General features: G+C 72.5%; 18 protein-coding genes. 7 read left to right on the top strand and 11 right to left on the bottom strand.

What is annotated here, in order from left to right:
- The first annotated feature begins 8 nt into the window (after positions 1 to 8).
- Genes ABZS69_RS16220 through ABZS69_RS16230 form a run of 3 tightly spaced genes read left to right on the top strand, consistent with a single transcriptional unit; the run spans position 9 to position 3,375 of the window.
- A complete protein-coding gene (locus ABZS69_RS16220; protein WP_355372184.1) occupies positions 9 to 1,550 on the top strand; it encodes an ABC transporter substrate-binding protein in 1,542 nt (513 codons plus the stop codon).
- Positions 1,547 to 2,557 carry an ABC transporter ATP-binding protein gene (locus tag ABZS69_RS16225; RefSeq protein ID WP_355372186.1) on the top strand — a complete coding sequence of 337 codons (1,011 nt, stop codon included), beginning with the start codon at positions 1,547 to 1,549 and terminating at the stop codon, positions 2,555 to 2,557. The genes ABZS69_RS16220 and ABZS69_RS16225 overlap by 4 nt, the downstream gene beginning before the upstream one ends.
- A complete protein-coding gene (locus ABZS69_RS16230) occupies positions 2,554 to 3,375 on the top strand; it encodes an ABC transporter ATP-binding protein (protein ID WP_355372189.1) in 822 nt (273 codons plus the stop codon). The genes ABZS69_RS16225 and ABZS69_RS16230 overlap by 4 nt, the downstream gene beginning before the upstream one ends.
- A 29-nt stretch (positions 3,376 to 3,404) precedes the next feature.
- On the opposite strand, the gene ABZS69_RS16235 is transcribed toward ABZS69_RS16230, so the two are convergent.
- Genes ABZS69_RS16235 through ABZS69_RS16255 form a run of 5 tightly spaced genes read right to left on the bottom strand, consistent with a single transcriptional unit; the run spans position 3,405 to position 7,535 of the window.
- Entirely contained in the window at positions 3,405 to 4,304 is a 900-nt protein-coding gene (locus ABZS69_RS16235; RefSeq protein WP_355372192.1) for a hypothetical protein, read from the bottom strand.
- A gap of 44 nt (positions 4,305 to 4,348) precedes the next feature.
- On the bottom strand, positions 4,349 to 5,107 hold the full coding sequence (locus ABZS69_RS16240; protein ID WP_355372194.1) for a maleylpyruvate isomerase family mycothiol-dependent enzyme: 759 nt from the start codon (positions 5,105 to 5,107) through the stop codon (positions 4,349 to 4,351).
- A 40-nt stretch (positions 5,108 to 5,147) separates the two neighbouring features.
- Positions 5,148 to 6,362, bottom strand: a complete 1,215-nt coding sequence (locus tag ABZS69_RS16245; protein WP_355372197.1) for an MFS transporter — start codon at positions 6,360 to 6,362, stop codon at positions 5,148 to 5,150.
- A 34-nt stretch (positions 6,363 to 6,396) separates the two neighbouring features.
- Positions 6,397 to 6,951 carry a TetR family transcriptional regulator gene (locus ABZS69_RS16250; RefSeq protein WP_355372199.1) on the bottom strand — a complete coding sequence of 185 codons (555 nt, stop codon included), beginning with the start codon at positions 6,949 to 6,951 and terminating at the stop codon, positions 6,397 to 6,399.
- Positions 6,948 to 7,535, bottom strand: a complete 588-nt coding sequence (locus ABZS69_RS16255) for a sugar O-acetyltransferase (protein ID WP_355372201.1) — start codon at positions 7,533 to 7,535, stop codon at positions 6,948 to 6,950. The genes ABZS69_RS16250 and ABZS69_RS16255 overlap by 4 nt, the downstream gene beginning before the upstream one ends.
- A 152-nt stretch (positions 7,536 to 7,687) precedes the next feature.
- On the opposite strand from ABZS69_RS16255, the gene ABZS69_RS16260 reads away from it, so the two are divergent.
- Together ABZS69_RS16260 and ABZS69_RS16265 are read left to right on the top strand one after the other, a co-directional pair.
- On the top strand, positions 7,688 to 8,110 hold the full coding sequence (locus ABZS69_RS16260; protein ID WP_355372204.1) for a calmodulin-binding protein: 423 nt from the start codon (positions 7,688 to 7,690) through the stop codon (positions 8,108 to 8,110).
- A gap of 160 nt (positions 8,111 to 8,270) precedes the next feature.
- Positions 8,271 to 9,638, top strand: a complete 1,368-nt coding sequence (locus ABZS69_RS16265) for a flavin monoamine oxidase family protein (protein ID WP_355372207.1) — start codon at positions 8,271 to 8,273, stop codon at positions 9,636 to 9,638.
- A gap of 173 nt (positions 9,639 to 9,811) precedes the next feature.
- Here the strand turns inward: ABZS69_RS16265 and ABZS69_RS16270 are convergent, their stop codons facing one another.
- Positions 9,812 to 10,966 carry an MFS transporter gene (locus ABZS69_RS16270; RefSeq protein WP_355372209.1) on the bottom strand — a complete coding sequence of 385 codons (1,155 nt, stop codon included), beginning with the start codon at positions 10,964 to 10,966 and terminating at the stop codon, positions 9,812 to 9,814.
- A gap of 59 nt (positions 10,967 to 11,025) precedes the next feature.
- On the opposite strand from ABZS69_RS16270, the gene ABZS69_RS16275 reads away from it, so the two are divergent.
- Complete coding sequence (locus tag ABZS69_RS16275; RefSeq protein WP_355372212.1) at positions 11,026 to 11,988, top strand: helix-turn-helix domain-containing protein; 963 nt, start codon at positions 11,026 to 11,028, stop codon at positions 11,986 to 11,988.
- 23 nt (positions 11,989 to 12,011) lie between these two features.
- On the opposite strand, the gene ABZS69_RS16280 is transcribed toward ABZS69_RS16275, so the two are convergent.
- The 5 genes from ABZS69_RS16280 to ABZS69_RS16300 form a co-directional block, all read right to left on the bottom strand.
- A complete protein-coding gene (locus ABZS69_RS16280; protein ID WP_355372214.1) occupies positions 12,012 to 12,926 on the bottom strand; it encodes a glycoside hydrolase family 16 protein in 915 nt (304 codons plus the stop codon).
- Between the two features lie 217 nt (positions 12,927 to 13,143).
- A complete protein-coding gene (locus ABZS69_RS16285) occupies positions 13,144 to 14,685 on the bottom strand; it encodes an alpha/beta fold hydrolase (RefSeq protein WP_355372217.1) in 1,542 nt (513 codons plus the stop codon).
- A gap of 103 nt (positions 14,686 to 14,788) precedes the next feature.
- On the bottom strand, positions 14,789 to 15,457 hold the full coding sequence (locus ABZS69_RS16290) for a helix-turn-helix domain-containing protein (protein ID WP_355372220.1): 669 nt from the start codon (positions 15,455 to 15,457) through the stop codon (positions 14,789 to 14,791).
- A 47-nt stretch (positions 15,458 to 15,504) separates the two neighbouring features.
- Positions 15,505 to 16,425, bottom strand: a complete 921-nt coding sequence (locus ABZS69_RS16295) for a hypothetical protein (protein WP_355372223.1) — start codon at positions 16,423 to 16,425, stop codon at positions 15,505 to 15,507.
- An 81-nt stretch (positions 16,426 to 16,506) separates the two neighbouring features.
- Positions 16,507 to 17,754, bottom strand: coding sequence for an MFS transporter (locus ABZS69_RS16300; protein WP_355372226.1), 1,248 nt, complete (start codon positions 17,752 to 17,754; stop codon positions 16,507 to 16,509).
- A gap of 227 nt (positions 17,755 to 17,981) precedes the next feature.
- Between ABZS69_RS16300 and ABZS69_RS16305 the strand changes: the two genes are divergently transcribed.
- Positions 17,982 to 18,701 carry an aminoglycoside phosphotransferase family protein gene (locus ABZS69_RS16305; protein WP_355372229.1) on the top strand — a complete coding sequence of 240 codons (720 nt, stop codon included), beginning with the start codon at positions 17,982 to 17,984 and terminating at the stop codon, positions 18,699 to 18,701.
- Positions 18,702 to 18,764 lie beyond the last annotated feature (63 nt).

Consider the following 18,764-nt stretch of genomic DNA (forward strand, 5'->3'; position numbering starts at 1 on the left):
AGACGTCCATGACCAGACCCCTTGCCTCACGTAGGCCGCGGCTCGCGGCACTGGCCCTCGTCGCGGCCGCGGCCCTCGTGCTCAGCGGCTGCAGCGCCGCCAGCGGCGGCGGCACGGGCGACGGCGGCGGTGGCGGCGGCGAGATCACCGTCGCCGGCACCTACGCGATCGACAGCCTCGACCCGGCCAGCCCCACGGGCGGCAGCGCCACCGGCACCCAGCTGGCGTCCAAGGCGATCTTCAGCCGGCTGTTGCGGCCGCGCGCGGACGGCACCCTGGAGGGCGACCTCGCCACCTCGTGGAAGCCCGACAGCTCCGCCTCGCAGTGGACGTTCACGCTGCGCCAGGGCGTGAAGTTCAGCGACGGCAAGCCCGTCACCGCGGACGACGTCGTGGCCTCGTTCAAGCGGATGATGGATCTCAAGAGCACGAACGCGGCCAACTTCGTCGGTTACACGATGACCGCCTCGTCGCCCACCGAGGTGGTGCTGAAGGCGCCGAAACCGGACGCGGCGGTCCCGTACAAGCTCGCCATCTTCTACGTGCTGCCCGGCAGCCTGACGGGTGAGAATCCGGCGTTCTTCCAGAACCCGGTCGGATCGGGGCCGTTCAAGGTGGAGAAGTTCGACCCGTCCGGGACGCTCGTGCTGGTGCCGAACCCCGGCCACTACGGCGGCGCGCCCCAGGTCAAGCGGGTGACCATCCGCAAGATGCCCGAGCTCGCGGCCCGGCTGACCGCGCTGCGGACCGGCGAGGTGGACCTCGCCTGGGGCATCCCCGACGACCAGCTCACGGAGCTGCAGAGCGACTCCAACCTCAAGGTCGAGACGGTGCCGAGCACCGCCGTGTTCACCATGTGGTTCAACTCCTCCACGCCCGCGCTGAAGGACGCCAAGGTGCGACGGGCCCTGTGGCAGGCGGTCGACTTCGCGACCATCATCAAGCGGCTGTATCCGCAGACAGGCACCCTGGCCGACGCCCCGGTCTCGCCCGTCACCCTCGGCTACGTCCCCCAGGAGCCCGTGCGCTACGACCCGGACGCGGCCAAGGCCGCGCTGAAGGACGCCGGTTTCGACTTCTCCGCCAAGCTGCGCCTGCAGTTCGCCAACGCCGAGTTCCGGCCCTTCAACCAGGCCATCGTCTCCGACCTGCAGAAGATCGGCGTCCAGGTGGACCTGCTGGAGAAGGAGCAGGCGGTGTTCACCAAGGACCTGCTGGCCCTGAACTGGGACGTCAACTTCCAGCAGCTCTCGAACCCCACGTTCGACGCGGCGAACACGCTCGGCCGGCTCTATCCCTGCGCGGCCAAGCGCAACGGCTACTGCAACCCCGAGCTCGACAAGCTGCTCGCCGCCGCCGGGGGGAGCTCGAACACCGACGAGCGGGTCAAGCTGTACGGCGAAGCCAGCAAGATCATCTGGCAGGACGCGGTCGGCATGTTCCCGATGGCGGTCAAGTACGCCTACGCCTGGAACCACCGCCTCACCGGCGTCGCACCGGACCCGAACGGGCTGCCCGACTTCGCCGGCGTGCGGATCAGCAGCTCATGAGCCGCACGCGGACCCCGGTCGAGGCAGCGGTCGAGGTGGACGAGCTGCTCGAGGTGGACGGGCTGGTCGTCGACCTGCCCGTCGCCGGCGGTGCCGTCCGCGTCGTCGACCGGGTGACGTTCGAGATCCCGCCGGCGACGACGGTCGGGCTCATCGGCGAATCGGGCAGCGGCAAGACGATGACCGCGAACGCCGTCATCGGCCTGCTCCCGGACGGCGCGGCGACCGGCGGGGAGCTGCGCTGGCGGGGCGAGGACCTGCTCCGGGCGAGCCCCGCCCGCCGGCGCCGGCTGCGGGGCCACGAGATCGCGATGATCTTTCAGGACCCGCTGGCCGCGCTCAACCCCACCCAGACGATCGCCCGCCAGGTGGGCGAGATACTCCGCCGCGCCGGCCGCCCCCGCGCCGAGGTGCGCCGGCGGGTGCTCGAACTGCTGGAGCGGGCGGGAATCCCCGAGCCGGCCAGAAGGATGCGCAGCTACCCCCACGAGTTCTCCGGCGGGATGCGGCAACGGGCCATGATCGCCCTCGCCCTGGCGGGCAGCCCGGCGCTGCTGCTCGCCGACGAGCCCACCACCGCGCTCGACGTGACCGTACAGGCGCGCATCCTGCGCCTGCTGCGCTCCATCCAGCAGGACGAGGGGCTGTCGATGCTCCTCGTCAGCCATGACCTGCGGGTCGTGGCGCACGTCGCGCACCAGGTCGTCGTCATGTACGCCGGGCGGGTCGCCGAGCGCGGCCCCACCGCGGAGGTGCTGGCCGGCCCGGCTCACCCGTATACCCGAGCGCTGGTCGACAGCGTGCCCGCGGTGCGGACCCGGACCGCGCTGGCGCACCCGTTGCCGGGCACGCCGGCCACCCCGGCGAGCCGGCCGCCGGGATGCGCGTTCCACCCGCGGTGCCCGCTGGCCCGCGAGCGGTGCCGCACCGAGGAGCCGGAGACCAGAGCCGTCGCGCCCGGCCGGTGGGCCGCGTGCCACTTCGCCGAGGAGCTGCTGCAGCGATGAGCGTCGATCTGCTCGAGGTGCGTGACCTGCGGGTCAGCTTCGGCCGGCGGGGCCCGTGGTTCCGGTCGCGCGCCGCCCGCCGGTCGGGGGAGTTCGTCGCGGTCGACGGCGTGAGCCTCACGGTGGCCCCCGACGAGATCGTGGGGGTCGTGGGGGAGTCGGGGTCGGGCAAGACCACGGTGGCCCGCGCGATCGTCGGCCTCGTCCGGCCCGACTCCGGCGCCGTCCTGCTCGACGGCGTGCCCCTGGGGCCGGTCGGGCGGCGTACGACGGCGCAGCAACGTGCCGCGCAGATGGTGTTCCAGGACCCGCGGTCCTCGCTCAGCCCGCGCATGACCGTCGCCGCGATCATCGACGAGGCCTGGCGCACCCATCCGAGCTCAGCCCCGCCCGGCGACCGCACCGCGGCGCTGCACCGCCTGCTCGACGACGTCGGCCTCGACGCGAGCGTCGCCCGGCACCGGGCGGCCGAGCTGTCCGGGGGGCAGTGCCAACGGGTCAGCATCGCCCGCGCGCTCGCCGTCCGGCCCCGGCTGCTGGTGTGCGACGAAGCGGTGTCCGCCCTGGACGTCTCGGTCCAGGCGCAGATCCTCCGGCTGCTGGTCGACCTGCGCGAGCGGCACCATCTGGCGATGCTCTTCATCTCCCACGACCTCGGCGTGGTGCACCAGATCGCCGACCGGATCGCCGTCATGCGCCAGGGCGTGGTGGTGGAGGAGGGGCAGGCGACGGACGTGCTGGGGGCGCCGCGGCATGAGTACACCCGCAGCCTGCTCGACGCCGCCCTTGAGCTGTCCGGCGCGGACTCCCCCGAGTAGACGGTCTCGGCCGCGGACACCCGTACCGCTCATCGGGGACGACTGAGGGAATCGGCCAGTTCGAGGACCCGTCGCAGGGCCGCGTCCGCGCGGGCGGGGTCGGGTGACTCGGAGAGGAAGACGAGGGCCAGCATCACCGCCGCGTCGAGCCGGCACAGCAGCGCCGGCGGCCCGGCGGCGGGCGGCGGCTCGGCGTGGCGTGCGTAGCCGGCGCGCAACGCCTGGAGGTCGAGCTGGTTCTCCGGGAGCCGGGCGAACTCTTCCAGGCGCCCGAACTCCAGGGCCGGGTGGGCATGCAGGGCGTTGGACCAGTCGAGCAGGGCGCGTACCCCGCCCTTGTGGCAGCGTACGTTGGCCCGGCGGACGTCCAGGTGGAGCAGGGCGGCGCGGCTCAGCGGCGCGGCGATCGGGAGCAGCCGCCCGGGGGAGGGCGGCGGCGGCCAGCCGTCCCTGAGGCGGGCGATCTCGCGCCAGCGGCGCAGGATCCTGCCGACCACGAGCCGGGGCGCCGGCAGGTGTTCGGCGGCGACGGGGCGCGGCCCGGGGAGCGAGAGCGTGTGGAGACGCGCCAGGAGCTCGCCGAGGTGGAAGCAGTCCAGCTCCGATCCGTCGTCGTCCACGTAGCGGCTGACCAGGAGGTCCGGCTCGTCGGAGGTTTCGGCGAGGACCAGCGTGACGGGCTCGGGCACGGGCAGCCCGTGGTCGCTCAGCCATCGGGTGAGCCGGTGTTCCTGGCTCAGCAGGGCGCGGGTGTCGACCCAGGGGTCGTTGACGTTGGAGTCGAAGCGCCGCTCGCCGACGCGGACGGCGAGCGGGGCCCCGCCGCCGACCGGCTCGGCGCGGAAGACGGAGAACTCCAGGCCCCGCCCCAGCGGTTCGAGGCGGGTGATCCCGAGGTCGGCCAGGCGCTCGTCCAGGCCCCTTGCCATGGGGGTACCTCCATCCAGGGCGCGGACCTGCGGCCCTGCCGGGCTCAGTGGTCGTCCTCCGCCTCCAGCCAGAACCCGGACCGCTCCAGCCACAGCTCAAGCAGGGCCGAATCCCCGGAAACCGCGACGTTCGGCGCGGGACGCCGGTAGACGAACAGGAGCAGCTCGCTCACCGGCCCGCGAACCGTCACGGAGGCGTCCCCGCGCCCGCGCCTCCACGCGGGCGCGTCCCCGCCGAGATCGACCAGCCACTCGTCGTTGAAGCTCAGGCCCCGCCCCGGGCCGAGGAGCCCGTGGCCCTCGTACGCCTCCGGCACGCAGCTGAACCCCAGCCACTCCTCCAGCCCCTCGGCGGCCACCTCGTCGTCGACCCGGAAGCCGGCCCCGAGGGCGAGCGCGGCGTCGGCCCGGTGCAGCACGGTCTCGTACAACGCCCGCCGGGCCCAGAACGCCGGCGTGTCCAGCCCCTGCGGCGTCCACAGTGGCCCCTCGGTCCCGCGCAACGCCTCCACCAGGCGCTCCGCGCCCTCCGCCAGCCAGGGGTCGAGCTCGCTCGCCACCTCGTCCGTGTAGCCGTCGAGGTCGTCGACCAGCTCGTCGGACACCGGCTCCACGGCCCGCGTGGCCGCGACCGTCTCCACCCAGCGATGAACCCCGCCGACATGCCGGACCAGCTGCCCCAGACACCATCCGGGGCAGGTGGGGACGGGGGTCTTCATGTCCGCGTTCTTGATCAGCGATCTCAGCAGCTCGGTCTGCCCGATGATCTCGGCCGGCATCCGGTCGTGGCTCGACAAGGACATGCCCGCCACCCTAGGGCGATCGGCAAGCCTCAGCAATCGCTCACGGCTCCGGCGGCTCAGGGGTGCGGTTCACCAGGACGCGGGCGAGGACGACCGTGACGGCGCCGGCCAGGACGACGGAGAGCAGGCCGACGCGCAGGCTGCTGAGGTCGGCCACGAACCCGACGAGGGGCGGGGACAGCAGGAACCCGCCGCGCAGCAGCCAGCTGACGATGGTCAGACCGGCCCCGTCGGGCAGTCCGGGCAGTTCGTCGGCGGTGTGCATGGCGGCCGGGATGAGGGTGGCCACGCCGAGCCCGGCGAGGGCGAAGCCGGCCAGCGCGGTCGGGATCGACGGCGCGGCGAGGGCGGCGCCCATGCCGATCGCGGCCAGCGCCCCTCCGGCACGCACGACGGTGCGCTGACCGAAGCGGTCCACGACGCGGTCGCCGGTGAGACGGCCGACGGTCATGGCGACCTGGAGGGCCACGACGCCCAGACCGGCGGTGGCGGCGTCGGCCCGCAGGTCGCCGCCGAGGTAGAGAGCGCCCCAGGACGCGCCGGCGTCCTCGACGAGGGCGCCGCACGCGGCCAGCACGCCGAGCGCGGCCAGCATCCGCACGGCGGAGCCCGTGAACGAGCGCCGCTCACCCTGCTGGGCCGGTGCGCCGTCGGCGGGGCGTTCGGCGTCTTCCGGGCCGGGGAGCAGGAAGCGGTAGGCGACGAGGGCGACGACGCTGAACAGCGCCCCCGAGATGCTCAGGTGCACCGCGAGGGGGAGGTCGAGGCCGGCGGCGGCCGAGCCCATCAGGCCGCCCAGGACCGCGCCGATGCTCCACACGCCGTGCAGCGAATTGACGATGGACCGGCCGTAGAGGCGCTGCACCCGCAGGCCGTGCGTGTTCTGGGCGACATCGACGATCGCGTCGAGGGCGCCCACGACGAACAGCACGCCGGCGAAGGCGATCCAGTTCGGTGCGAAGGGGATGAACAGCGTCACGACAGTGGTCACGACGATCCCGAACGACGCCACGCGCGCGGAGCGGAACCTGCGGATGGCGGCGACGGCGAGCAGCCCGGCCAGCAGCGCCCCGATCGGGGGCGCGGCCAGCGCGGTTCCGAAGGCGGCGTTGCTCAGCTCGAGGTCGGCCTTGATCTGCGGGTATCGCGGGACGATGTTGAAGTACACGGCGCCGTTGGTGAGAAACAGCGCGGCGACGGCGGCGCGGGCCCGGCGGGTCTGGCGAGTGGGCGCGGTGAGGGGGACAGCGGGCATCGGCTTTCCGATCGCGGAGGCGCAGAGGAGGGGATCAGCGCAGGTAGCGGTGGATGGCGTGGCGGATCTGCTCGGGCGTCATCGGGTCGGTCGACAGGGCGCTGTGCAGCACGAGTCCTTCGATGAGCGCGTCGAGCTCCCGGGCGGTGGTGGCGTCGAAGTGGCGTTCCAGAGCCCGGCGGCTGCGCGCCATCCACGCCTGGGTGACGGCCCGCAGGGCCGGGTTGCGCGCCGCGGCCACGTACAGCTCCACGGAGAGGACGAGGTCGTGCCGCGAGCCGAGCAGGTCGTCCGACACCAGCGCGATGACGGCCTCGATCGCCGCGTCGGGATCCGGGGCGGCGTTCAGCCGCTCGTCGAAGACGCGGGCCACCGAGTCGGCGTGCCGGGTGAACGCCTCGGCGAGCACTTCCTCCAGGGACGTGAAGTGGTAGGTCATCGAGCCCAGCGGCACGTCCGCGACGCGGGCGATCTCCCGGTGCGTCGTCCCGGCGACGCCGCGCTCGGCGATGACGGTGAGCGCGGCGTCGATCAGCCGGTCCCGCCGCCCGGGGTCGTGCCGGCGCGGACGCCGCAGGGGTTTGCTCATGTCGTGCCGGGCTCGATCGTGCGGATCACGCGGGCGGGATTGCCCACCGCGACGACGTTCGGCGGGAGGTCCCGGGTGACCACCGCGCCGGCGCCGACCACCGTGTTCTCCCCGATCGTGACACCGCCCAGGACGATCGCCCCGCTGCCCAGCCACACGTTGTCGCCGATGACGATCGGCCTGGCCGCCTCCCACTTCGCCCGGCGGGGCTCGGGGTCGACCGGGTGCGTCGGCGTCATGAGCTGCACGTAGGACCCGATCTGCACGTCGTCGCCGATGGTGATCGGCGCGACGTCCAGGGCGACGAGACCGAAGTTGGCGAACGTACGGGCGCCGATGCGCAGGTGGCTGCCGTAGTCGACCCGCAGCGGCGGCCGGATCTCCGTGCCCTCACCGATCGCGCCCAGCAGCTCGGTGAGCAGCCGCCGCCGCTCCCTCGGGTCGCGGGCCGAGGTCGCGTTGTAGGCGTCCATCAGGTCCATGGCCCGCAGGTTGTGCTCGGCCAGCTCCGGGTCGTCGGCGAGGTAGAGGTCACCGGCGAGCATCCGTTCGCGCATCGAACGGCCGTCAAAGTCGGTCATCATACGTACAAGCGTACACATCCAATGTACGTCCGTACATATCCGGCGGCGGGATGTCCTATAGATCGACCCCTTCACTCTGTGCGACGACTGAACTACTTTGAGTAGCGGACGGGTCGCGGAGTGCGACCTCAGCCTCGGAGGTGCCCACCCCCATGCCACGCATCCTCACCAGGATCGCCGCCGCCCTCGTGGCAGTCGCGACGCTCGGCCTCGGCTGCCCCGCCCAGGCGGCCGAAAGAGCCAACTTCGAGTTCACCGACATCACCGGCGAAAGGTTCGTCCTCCAGCTCACCAACCCGGAGAAGATCCAGCATGCCCGCGACCTGCTCTCCGGTGCGACACGGGATCAGCCTCACGTGATCGGGCGGATCGTCAAGCGTCCCGCCTTCTACAACCCGCGCTGGAGCTACCACTACGACCCCGACACGGTCAGCTTCTTCGACATGGCGATCGAGGTGTGCGACGCGACGATCCCGTACGTCGAAGACCACCTGGACGAGGCCGGCGGCGCCTTCCTGCCCGGCCTCCACTGGTGTCCGTGGAGCTCCAGGCTGGTGCGTGAGCTGCCCGTCTAGCCACGTCCTGTCCCGTGCCCGGGATCTTGTTGACACCACCGTGGCGCGCCGGAATGATCAATGCGCACAAGTGAATCGACGAAGACAGCGCCATGGTGGCAGGTGGGTGCGCTGTCGTGTTCGCGCACGTCGCGAACACGACCGACACCCAGGAGGTTGCATGTCCCACCACCGTCCAGGCGTTGACGTCATCGTGGTCGGCGCAGGTATGGCCGGCCTCGTGTGCGCGGAGCGCCTGCGCCGCAGCGGCTGTGAAGTCCTTCTCCTCGAAGCCCGTGACCAGGTCGGTGGCCGTACGGCCGGCACCGAGGTCGACGGCGAGAACGTCGATCTCGGCGGCCAGTTCGTCGGACCGGGCCAGGACCGGATGTACGCGCTGGCCGCCGAACTCGGCGTGGCCGTCTTCCCGACGCACACCGCGGGCGCGAACCTGCTGGAGACCGAGACCGGGCGGTTGCGCAGGTTCCGCGGCATGGTGCCGAAGCTCGGCCCGCTTGCCCTGCTGGACGTGGCGCGCGCCCAGTCCCGCCTCGACCGGCTCGCCCGTACCGTGGACGCCGAGGCCCCGTGGCGCGGCCCGGACGCCGCCGCGCTCGACGGGCAGACCCTGCGATCCTGGATCGACCGTACGCTCAGGACCGAGGGCGGGCGTCGGTTCCTGACCCTCGCCTGCCGGGCGATCTGGGCCTGCGAACCCAGCGAGCTGTCCCTGCTGCACGCGCTGTTCTACGTCAAGGCCGCGGGCGGCCTGGCCGCGGTGACCGACGTCGAAGGGGGCGCGCAGCAGGACCGGCTGGACGGCGGTGCGTACGGCGTGGCCGCCAAGCTCGCCGAACGGCTGGGCGCCGCGATCCGGCTGAACGCGCCGGTCCGGCGGATCGAGCAGGACGACTCCGGCGTCGTGGTCACCGCCGAGGACGGGACCGCCTGGCGCGCCGGTCGCGTGGTGGTCGCGGTTCCTCCGCCGCTCGCGGCCCGGATCACCTTCCACCCGCCGCTGCCGGCCGCGCGTGACAACCTGCTGCAGCGGCTCCCGATGGGCAGCGTGATCAAGTACGTCGTCGGCTACCCGGCGCCGTTCTGGCGGCAGGCCGGCCTGAGCGGCGCGGTCCTCAGCCTGCGCGGCCCCGTGGCGATGACCGCGGACAGCAGCCCGCGGTCCGGCCGGCGTGGCGTGCTGATCGCCTTCGTCAACGGCGCACCCGCCCGCGACCTCGCCGCCCGCGCCCCCGAGGAGCGCCGGAGGGTGCTGCTCGACGGGCTCGGCCGCCTGTTCGGCCCTGAGGCGGCGACACCGGCGAGCTTCGTCGAGCGGAACTGGAACGAGGAGCCCTTCGCCCGCGGGGCGTACTCGGCGCTGTTCCCGCCGGGCGCGTGGACCGGGCTCGGCGCCACGTGGCGCGCGCCCGTCGGCCGGATCCACTGGGCGGGGGCGGAGACCTCGCCGCGCTGGTACGGCTACATCGACGGCGCCGTACGATCCGGCGAGGCCGCCGCGGACGAGATAACGCAGGCCGAACCCCGCTGACGCGACCGGCCATCCGGGAGTCCCGCGCCATCCGGGAGTCCCGCGCCGACCGGCGGTCCGCGCCGACACGGCCGAACCGCTGCCGCCGATTCGCACCCCGCGCCGGGTCGGTGGCGCGGGATTCGTGGGCCGACCCGCGCGGCGGTCAGGACAGCAACCCGCCCGCGCGGCGGTCAGGACCGCAACCCGCCCGCGAGGGCCAGCGTGACCGCCACGGACAGCGCCGCCATCATCGCCATGGCCGTCGTCACCGAGGTGACCTGCGCGACCACCCCCGCGAGCGTGGCGCCCACGCCCTGCATGGTGAGCATGCCCGAGGAGTGCAGCCCGAGGGCGTGCCCGCTCATCTCCTCCGGCGTCAGCGCCATCAGCCGCTCCTGCAGCAGCAGGCTCGCCGCGTACCCGACCGACGCCAGCGCCACGGCCACCGCCGCCACGGGCATCCCCGGCTCCAGCGCGAAGACCAGATACGGTACGGCCAGCAGCAGCCGCAACGGGGCACCCAGGCGCCCCCGCCACCCGGCCGGGACGAACCGGCCCACCAGCACGTCCCCCGCCAGCATGCCCGCCGCCGCGACGGCGAACAGCATCCCCGCGTGCTCCGGCGCGTAGGAGACGAAGAGCGACTCGCTGCCGACGATCAGCCCGTTGGGCACCCAGAGCGCGAGGTACACGTAGCGGCGGGGGACCGAGGACCACAGCCGGGCGTTCGTCCGCCAGGTCTCGGCGACCGACGGCCGCCCGGCGGCCCGCGCGGGCCGGTCGCCGAGCCCGTACCGGGTGATGGCCGCCTCCGTCAGGTAGAGCGCGGCGCTGACGAGCAGGGCGCCGCGCGCGGAGAGCACGGTCACCAGCACGCCTCCGGCCGCGAACCCGCAGATCTGCAGGACTCCCACGCTCATGTTCAGCACCGACCGGCCCAGCAGGTAGCCGCTGCGCGGCAGGAGCTCGTTGAGCAGCCCCCACCGCACCCCGCCGCCCAGCGAGGAGACCAGCCCGAGCCCCAGCACGATCGCGAAGACCCCCCACACCGGCAGCCCCGGGGCGGCCAGCACCGCGGTGCCCAGGCCGAAGACCACGGCGATGCCCGTCAGCGCGGCCCGGGGCGGCAGCCGGTCGGCGGCCGACAGCAGCGCCGTCGCTCCGATCACCTGCGCCAGAGAGGGGCCGAACATGCTCAGCGCGGCCAGCAGCGGCGAACGCGTCGCCCCGTACACGAGCACGCCCAACGCCAGGCCGCTCACCGTCGAGGCCGCCACCTGCGCCGACGACGCCGCGAAGAGGGGCGTGAACTCGGGCGTCCGGAGAAGCTGTCCATAGGTTCGCATGCCGAGAGCTTCAAGGTCACGCCTGCCCGGGCGTTAAAGTTTCGCCGGGAGGCGAAACCATGGGATGGTGGCAGCTCAACACCGACACGCTGGCCGGCAGCAGGTTCGTGGTCTCGCCGCTGGCCGAGGCCACCGCGAGCCTGCTGACCCTGGCTGCAGGAGCGGCGGCGCATCCAGCCGGGAAAGAGTGGCTCGCCGCCCACGCGCCCGCCTACCGCGAGCGGCTCGACCCCATCACCGCGTCGCTCGTCCGGGCCGCGCTGGGCCAGGAGTGGCTCGCCGACTTCTGCACGCCTCCGCCCACCGGGGATCAGCGCACCTTCGCCGAGGAGCTGGACCAGATCCGCCGGACGCCGCCGGAGGTCGCCCGCGCGGATGTGGCCGTGTCCATGCGCGGCTCGCTGCCCGCCGAGCTCGACCGCTCCGATCTCCCTGAACGCATCGCCGACCTGCTGGAATGGGTGTGGACCCGGACGGTGCTGCCCCACTGGCCGCGCCGCCGCCGCATCATCGAGGCCGACGTCGTCTCCCGTACGTCCCAGCTCGGCCAGGGCGGCTGGGCCGCGGCCCTTGAGGACCTGCGCCCCGGGCTTCGCTGGCTGGGGGAAGGCCGCCTGCAGATCAACGCCCGCAACTACCCGCCGCGGGAGATCTCCGGCGCCCGGCTGCTGTTCGTCCCCGTCACCCCCGGCCACGCCTGGGTCGCCTGGGACGAGCCCCACACGTACGCCGTGATCTACCCGTGCTCGGGCGTGCTGGCCGAGCCGGACCGGCCGCCGGTGCCCGAGTCACTGGGCAGGCTGCTCGGCGCCGCGCGGGCCGGTGTCCTCGTCCTCCTCGGCACGCCGAAGAGCACCACCCAGCTCGTGGCGCTGACCGGGCAGGGCCTGGGGTCGGTGGGCCGCCACCTGAGCGTGCTCCTCGACGCCCACCTGGTGCGCCGCCGCCGAGCCGGGCGATCCGTGCTGTACTACCGCACCGAGGCCGGGGACGTCCTGGTACGGGCCCAGGGCGAAGGGTGAGGACGGGTTACTGAGGTGATGCGTCAGCCCGCGACCGTACGACCGAACCACACGTTTCGAGCGCGGAAATAGGTGTCGCCGTCGGGGCCGGGCCGCTGGTTGGCCCAGCCGGCGTCGCCCTCCTCGATATTGGAGGAATAGGCGCCCATCTGAAGATTGATGATGAGCGTCTGCGGGACATTGACCCAGCCGGGCACCGTGTGGGTGTCCACATAATCCCCGTCGAAATAGTAGTCGAGCTTCACGTCGGTGCCGCTCTTGTACATCCAGACGCGATACTTGTAAAACCGGGCGTTGGGGTCGTCGACGGGGACCTCGGAACGGTGGTAGGTCGAGTCTCCGCTGGCCGGCTGATACCAGGAATTGAAGAAATTGACGGCATTGCCCTGGTCATTGACGCCGACATATTCCAGGATGTCGCTCTCCGGCGGCCAGGTCGGCTCCATTCCGGTGGTCCAGAAAGCCGGCCAGATGCCGGGTCCGGTCTGTGTCTGGAACTCGCCTTCGATGTCGTATTCGGGATACTTGTCGCTGACGATGATCTTCTTCTGGGCGTGGATGGCTCCGGAGCGGTACCACAGCGGAGCGTGCGGATTGTGCGGGCTGAGCCCGGGCGACGTGGACAACCGGGTCGCCTTGAGGGTCAGCACGCCCTGGTTGAGGGAGATCTGGCCGGCGTTCATCTGGGCGGCGCCATTGTGGGTGTCGGAGTCCGCCCAGGGGTAGAGATAATTCCACGACTGGGTGAAAGCCGCCTGGCTGTTGAAGGAGGATTTCTCGACGAGGTTCTCCCAGGTGGCCGCGGCACGGCGGGTGCGGCCGGCCGCCGAGGATTCTGCCTGGGCCCCGGACGGGATGAGTGAAATCCCCAGGCTCATTCCGCCGGCGGTCGCCGCCGAGGCCAAGAATTTACGCCGATTGATTCCCTGATCGGGCATGTATTTCCCTTCCATCGCTTCCGGCAATGCCGAATACGGCCCTTTGTACAGCTAATGATCATGGTCGGGCGGAATCAGTATGCCGTACGGGCCGCCGCATTCGCGACAGATGGGAATAACTAACATTGCATGGTGGCAGAGGAGGGTCGCCGACCCGGCGGCGACGGCAGCGGGCCCGGCGACCCGTGGTGGGTCGCCGGGCCCGGCAAACTGGTGGTCAGCTCGGGATCGGGCTGCCTCCGCAACCCTTGCCGATCCGGCCCGTCTCGAAGTACCGCACCACGTCGGCGGCGCACTTGGGCATCCGGGTGGTCGACACGTGCACGTCGTCGGCGACCGTGTAGACGGTGCCGCCGATGGCCCGCCGCGTCTGCAGCGTCCAGTCGTACACGGACATGAACTCGTACAGGTGCCCCGCCAGCACCAGCGACCCGCTGCTCCGCTTCAGCGTGGCCTCCTGCACCGGAAGCGGCCAGCCGGCGCACATGACACCCAGTCCCCAGGACCGGCCGGTCGCCGGGTTGCGCTTCACGAGCTGCTGGTAGGCGCGCCAGGCGGTGTCGAAACCGGCCCGGCTGCTGTCCTCGTTGCACGCGACGGCCAGGTTCATGGTCATGTTCAGGGTTTCGGGCGCGCCGGGAAGGGGCGCCCCCATCATCGGAGCGCCGAGCAGCTCCTTGACGGTGGGCGGGGCGGTGGTGCCCGTAGCCGTCCGCAGTTCGGCCAGCGCCTTGCCCACGCTCACCCACTCGGTCGAGTTGCGCTTGGCCAGGTCGGCGACGGCCGAGCCGTCGACGGGCCGCTGCATGTCGGTGTAGATCTTGGGGCTCTTGTCGTACGCGCGGACCAGCTTGGCCACCTCCTGGCGCACCTGCCGGGCGGTGGCACCAAGACCGTAGGTCTCGTCGCGGCGGGCCAGCCAGGCGGCCATGCGCCCGAAGTCGCGCTCGGCCGCCGCCGCGCTGTCCTTGACGTGCTCGTCGAAGCGGGTCCACGGCGGCGCCACGCTGTCCAGGAAGGCCCGTCCGGTGTGCCCGGGGAACTGGCTGCGGTACACCATGCCCAGATAGGTGCCCCAGGAGAAGCCGAGCAGGTTGAACGTGCGCTCGCCCAGGGCGGCCCGCACCAGGTCCAGGTCCTTGGCCACGTTCGTGGTGGTGAGCTGTCCGAGGAAGGCGGGGTCGGAGCCGGCGCACTTCTGGTTGGTGGCGACCTGGCCGTCGTAGATCTGCTTGGCCGCCTCCTCGGTCATCGCGCCCGGCTGCTGCGGGCCGGTGGGCGAGAGGGAGCAGGCGACCTTGGAGCTGTAGCCCACCCCGCGCGGGTCGAAGCCGATGATGTCGTATCGCTCGTTGAGCTTGGCCATCTCCTGGTTCCTGAGCACGACCCTCAGGACCGGGTCCAGGTAGCCGTTGTTGCCCGGCCCTCCCGGCAGGACGGCGGTGGCGCCGAGCCGGTGGGCCTTGTCCGTGGCGGCCAGCCGGGTCACCGCGATGTCGATCTTCCGCCCGCCGGGGTCGCGATGGTTCAGCGGGACGCTGACCGTCCCGCACTCCAGGCGCTTCATCAAGGCGCGGAAGGCCGGAATCTGCTCCTCCGTCACGCGCAGGCTCCGGATCACCTCATCGGAGTAGGCCGGGCAGGCTTTCCACTGGACGGACGGCACGTCGGGGGCCGTGGTGGCGCCCGCCGCTGAAGGGTGCGCCGCCAGCCCCGCCAGCGCCAGTGCCAGCGCCGTCAGTGAAGTTCGGTACGTCATGCGGATCAGTAGTAGAGCAGCGGTTGTTTCCTCACCGTTTCCATGAGGACGGCCGCCACGAGCGGCCCGGCCCAGGACCATGGCGCCAGCGGGACCCCGGCGATCAGTCCTCCTCGGCGGGGACGGGCCGCTTGCCAGGTGGAGGCGGGGGCGGGAGGGCGAGGACGGCGCGGACCGCGGCCTCCAGGCGTTCTCGTCTGTCGGATCCGATCATGGGCCGGCCGTCCGCGGAGGGCTCGGACAGCGCGCGGCGGAAGAAGGCCGTCGGCAGGTCGACCACGCACATCGTCACCACCTCGACGCTCGCCCGGTCCGCCCGGCCCCACAACGCCCGCGACAGGCGGGTCAGCAGGGCGATCAGGCGCCTGTCCAGGGCGTACATCGCCTCGGCGAGCTCGTCGGGCACCTTGGGGCCGAGCAGTTGGTCGCGGCGCACCGTCGTGAGCATCCGCGCCGCCGCGGGCCGCCGGTCGGCGAGGATGGCGGGCACCATCGCCGCCGCCGCCACCGCCTCGACCGCCGCCTCGTGGCCGCTCCCCGGTGTCGCGTCGACGAGCTCGACCTGGAGATCCAGAAAGTCTCCCGCCGCTCTCAGCCACAGCCGTCCGAGCAGCACGGGAAGTGAGCCGAACGCGTGGTAGATGGCTCCGTTCGACACCCCGGAGGCGGCCGCGAGCCCGCGCACCGTGAACCCCTCCGGACCGCCGTCGGCCACGAGCTGCTCGGCGACGTCCAGCAGTTGATCGAGATCGTGCATCCGGGGACGAGGCATGTTCACCAGAATAATAGCAGAGCGTGCGCTCTAAAACTGGAATCGGATCATAAGCCCAGGCCAAGGAGCACCGTGTGGGCGTTCTCCGGGCCGTGGACGTGCTTTCGCAGCTTCGCCAAGGAGGACACCTTCTCCGCCTTGAGGACCTCGACGAGGTGCCGCGCCAGCCGATCGCCGTCCACGTCGCCCGGGCCGCCCGCGTCGAGCGTCCACGAGCGTACGGTCCGCTCGACCTGCTGCGACCAGCCCTGGTCCGCGTCCGGCGAGAAGTGCTTGAACCAGCCCTTGACGGTGAGCCGCTCGCCGGAGCGGATGGCGAGGACGGAGCGGGTTCCGGCGAACAGGGTGACGCCTACGTGCCTGCCGATCGCGCCCGTCTCGGCGGGCAGCGTGCGGAGGAGCGCCCCGAGCAGGGGCGGGAGCGCCGCCCACCGGGGCACCCGCCATCCACCCGGCGTGCTGAGCCCCTCATTGGCGGCGGTCGGATATTCGATGACGAACCCACCCGGCGCCTGCGACGGCTCTCCCCACTCGAACGTGGCGTGCCGCCACTCCTCATAGGGCTCCGTCGGCTGCAGGGAGAGCTCCGCGCCGGTCACGGTGGCACGTAATTCGAGCGATTCTGCGCCCGGCCGCCGCCAGCGCAGGAACGGGGCTCCCCAGTCCGGCGACGCCTCGTACCAGGGGCCGATCGGGCCGTGGCTCCCGACGCTGTCGGCCGGGCCGATCGCGGCCTCCACCGCCTCGGCATGCCGCCGGAAAGCGGCGGCCGGTTCGCCTTCCAGGGCGAGGGGGACGGCGAGGCCGCGATGTTCCCGGTCGCCCGCGTACCTCCGCTCGTGCTCCGCCACCGGGACCAGCCGGCCGCGCCCCTCGGCCGCCGGCCCCAGCGCCGCCCCCGACCAGTCGCCGGGATCCACCTCGTGCCACAGCCACCCGGCGATGCCGGCGGTGTCGTCCTTCGTCATGGGCGCGATCTTAGGCGGCCCCGCGTCCGCCGTTCCGAAGATCGCGGGTCGCGCCCGGCCGTCCGGGCTCGGGTGCCGGGGTCAGGTCTTCTCGGGGTGGCGCTGCCGTACGGGCGTGGCCAGCGCGATCAGCGCCAGCAGCAGGCACGACGCCCCGGCGACGACGAACACCGTCGTCGCGCCGTAACGCGCGGCGCCCCAGCCGAGGGCGGCCGCGCCCACCGGCCCGAGCGAGAAGTGGATGGTCCAGAACGCCGACGTCACCCGGCCCAGCAGGTGAGGGGGCGTCACCTGCTGCCGCAGCGACATGGAGTTGATGCCGGCCAGGCTCACACATGCCAGGTAGAGGGCCATGATGGCGGCCACGCCCCACACCGAGCCGGCGAGCCCGAGGCTGAGGATGGCGAGCCCCGACACGATCTGCGCCCCGATCCACAACGGCCCGAACCCGAGCATCCGCCGCATCCGCGCCACCAGCGCCGAACCGGCCATCGTGCCGACCGCCGCGACCCCCAGCACGACGCCCACCACGGAGTCCGGCTGGCCGAGGTCGTGCTTGAGCCGGTAGATGACGATGTCCGTCAGCCCGAGCGTCATGAAGATGAAGAACGACAGCAGGATGGTCAGGGTGCGCAGCACCGGGTGCCGGAGCAGGAACTCCGCCCCGGCCAGCAGCTCCCGCCACGGCCGCCGGCCGGGCGCGGGCTCGGCCGGCTCGACGGCCTCGACGGTGTACCGGGAGGCGTGGGTCAGCAGGACGCCGAGTGCCGACAGCCCGAAGCTGCCGGCGTTGATGGCGATCGCGGCGGTCGGGCCCAGGTGACCGCTCACCACGCCGGCCAGGGTGGGGCCGAGGATGCCCGCCGCGGCGGCTGTGGCGTACAGCATGCTGTTGGCCTCGGTGACGCGCTGCTCGCCGGCCAGGCCGCGGACCGCCGCCACGTACGTGACCTGGAAGACCATGCCCACGGCGGCGGCCAGCGGCAGCACCACGTACAGGAGCCAGACGTACTGGCCGAACACCCAGGCCACCGGGATCGCCACATACAGGACGAGCCGGATGACGTCGCAGGCGATGAGCAGCCGGCGCCGGTCGAACCGGTCGGCGAGCACCCCCGCGAACACCCCGGCCGCCACCGACGCCACCCCCGACACGCCGGTGAGCAGGCCCATCTGGGCGACGGAGCCGGTGACGTTCAGGATGAGGAGGGGCACCGCGATGAGCGCGAACGAGTCGCCCGCCACGGACAGCGTCTGGGCGCACCAGAAGATCAGGAAGTCGCGATCCCGCCACAGCGAGCGCGTCACCGGCCGCGCGTCAGCGCGCATCGGTCACGGCGGGGGAGGGGCCTGCCTGGGGCGATCGGTACGTGCCGAGCCGGGGGAAAATCACGCGGGCAACCTTATCCCGCCCGGTTCCGGCCACGCCGCTCAATTTCCGGCAGCCCGCGAGGACCGACGGGCCCGGCCGGTGGCTCCGTCGTGGTTCTCAAGGTCATGGCGGCCATCGTGCCGGATCGCGGACCCGTCGAGCAGCCCGGGGCACCATGGTCGTCATGACCGAGGAACCTCTCACCGGCGGCAACAACGCCCTGGAGGTCGTACGGGTCGGCGACACGGTGCGCCGCGCCCGCGACGCCGGAGCCGCGTTCGCCGCCCGCGTGCTGACCCAGCTGGAAGCCGCCGGCTACCCCCACGCGCCACGACACCTCGGGATCGACGAGCGCGGACGCGACATCCTGAGCTTCATCCCCGGCACCACCACCGACCACCCCGCGCAGCGGGCGCCCGGCGCGTACGCGGCCGGCGGCCGGATGCTGCGCGAGCTGCACGAGGTGACCGCCGGGCACGTCCTGGCCGCCGGCCGGGAGTGCGTGATCCACGGCGACCCCGGCCCGTTCAACGCCATCTTCCGGGAGGGCCTGCCGGTGGCCTTCATCGACTGGTCCTCCTGCCGCCCGGGGGACCGGCTCGACGACCTGGGGTACATGGCGTGGACCTGGTGCATCCTGTCGCAGGGCCGGGTGCCGCCCGTCGAACAGGCCCGGCAGCTGCGCGAGCTGCGTGACGGGTACGGGCCCGTCGAGCCGGGGCGGCTCCTGGACGCGATGGTGCGCGCGCAGTCGCGCATCGTCCACGCGGAGGCGGCGAACGTCGACGACCTCACGCTCCCGCCCACGCGCCGCCGCCACGCGCAAGCGGCCGTCGCCTGGGCGACGGCCGATCGCGAGTTCGTCCGGCGGCACCGGACCCTGCTGCTGTCCGCACTTCGGTAAGGCGAGAGCCGCGGTGCTGTCCGGACTTCGGCGAAACGAGAGGTGCTGTGGTGAGGGGCGCGG

The sequence above is a fragment of the Nonomuraea sp. NPDC005650 genome (genome assembly GCF_040605375.1).
Classification (GTDB): Bacteria; Actinomycetota; Actinomycetes; order Streptosporangiales; family Streptosporangiaceae; genus Nonomuraea.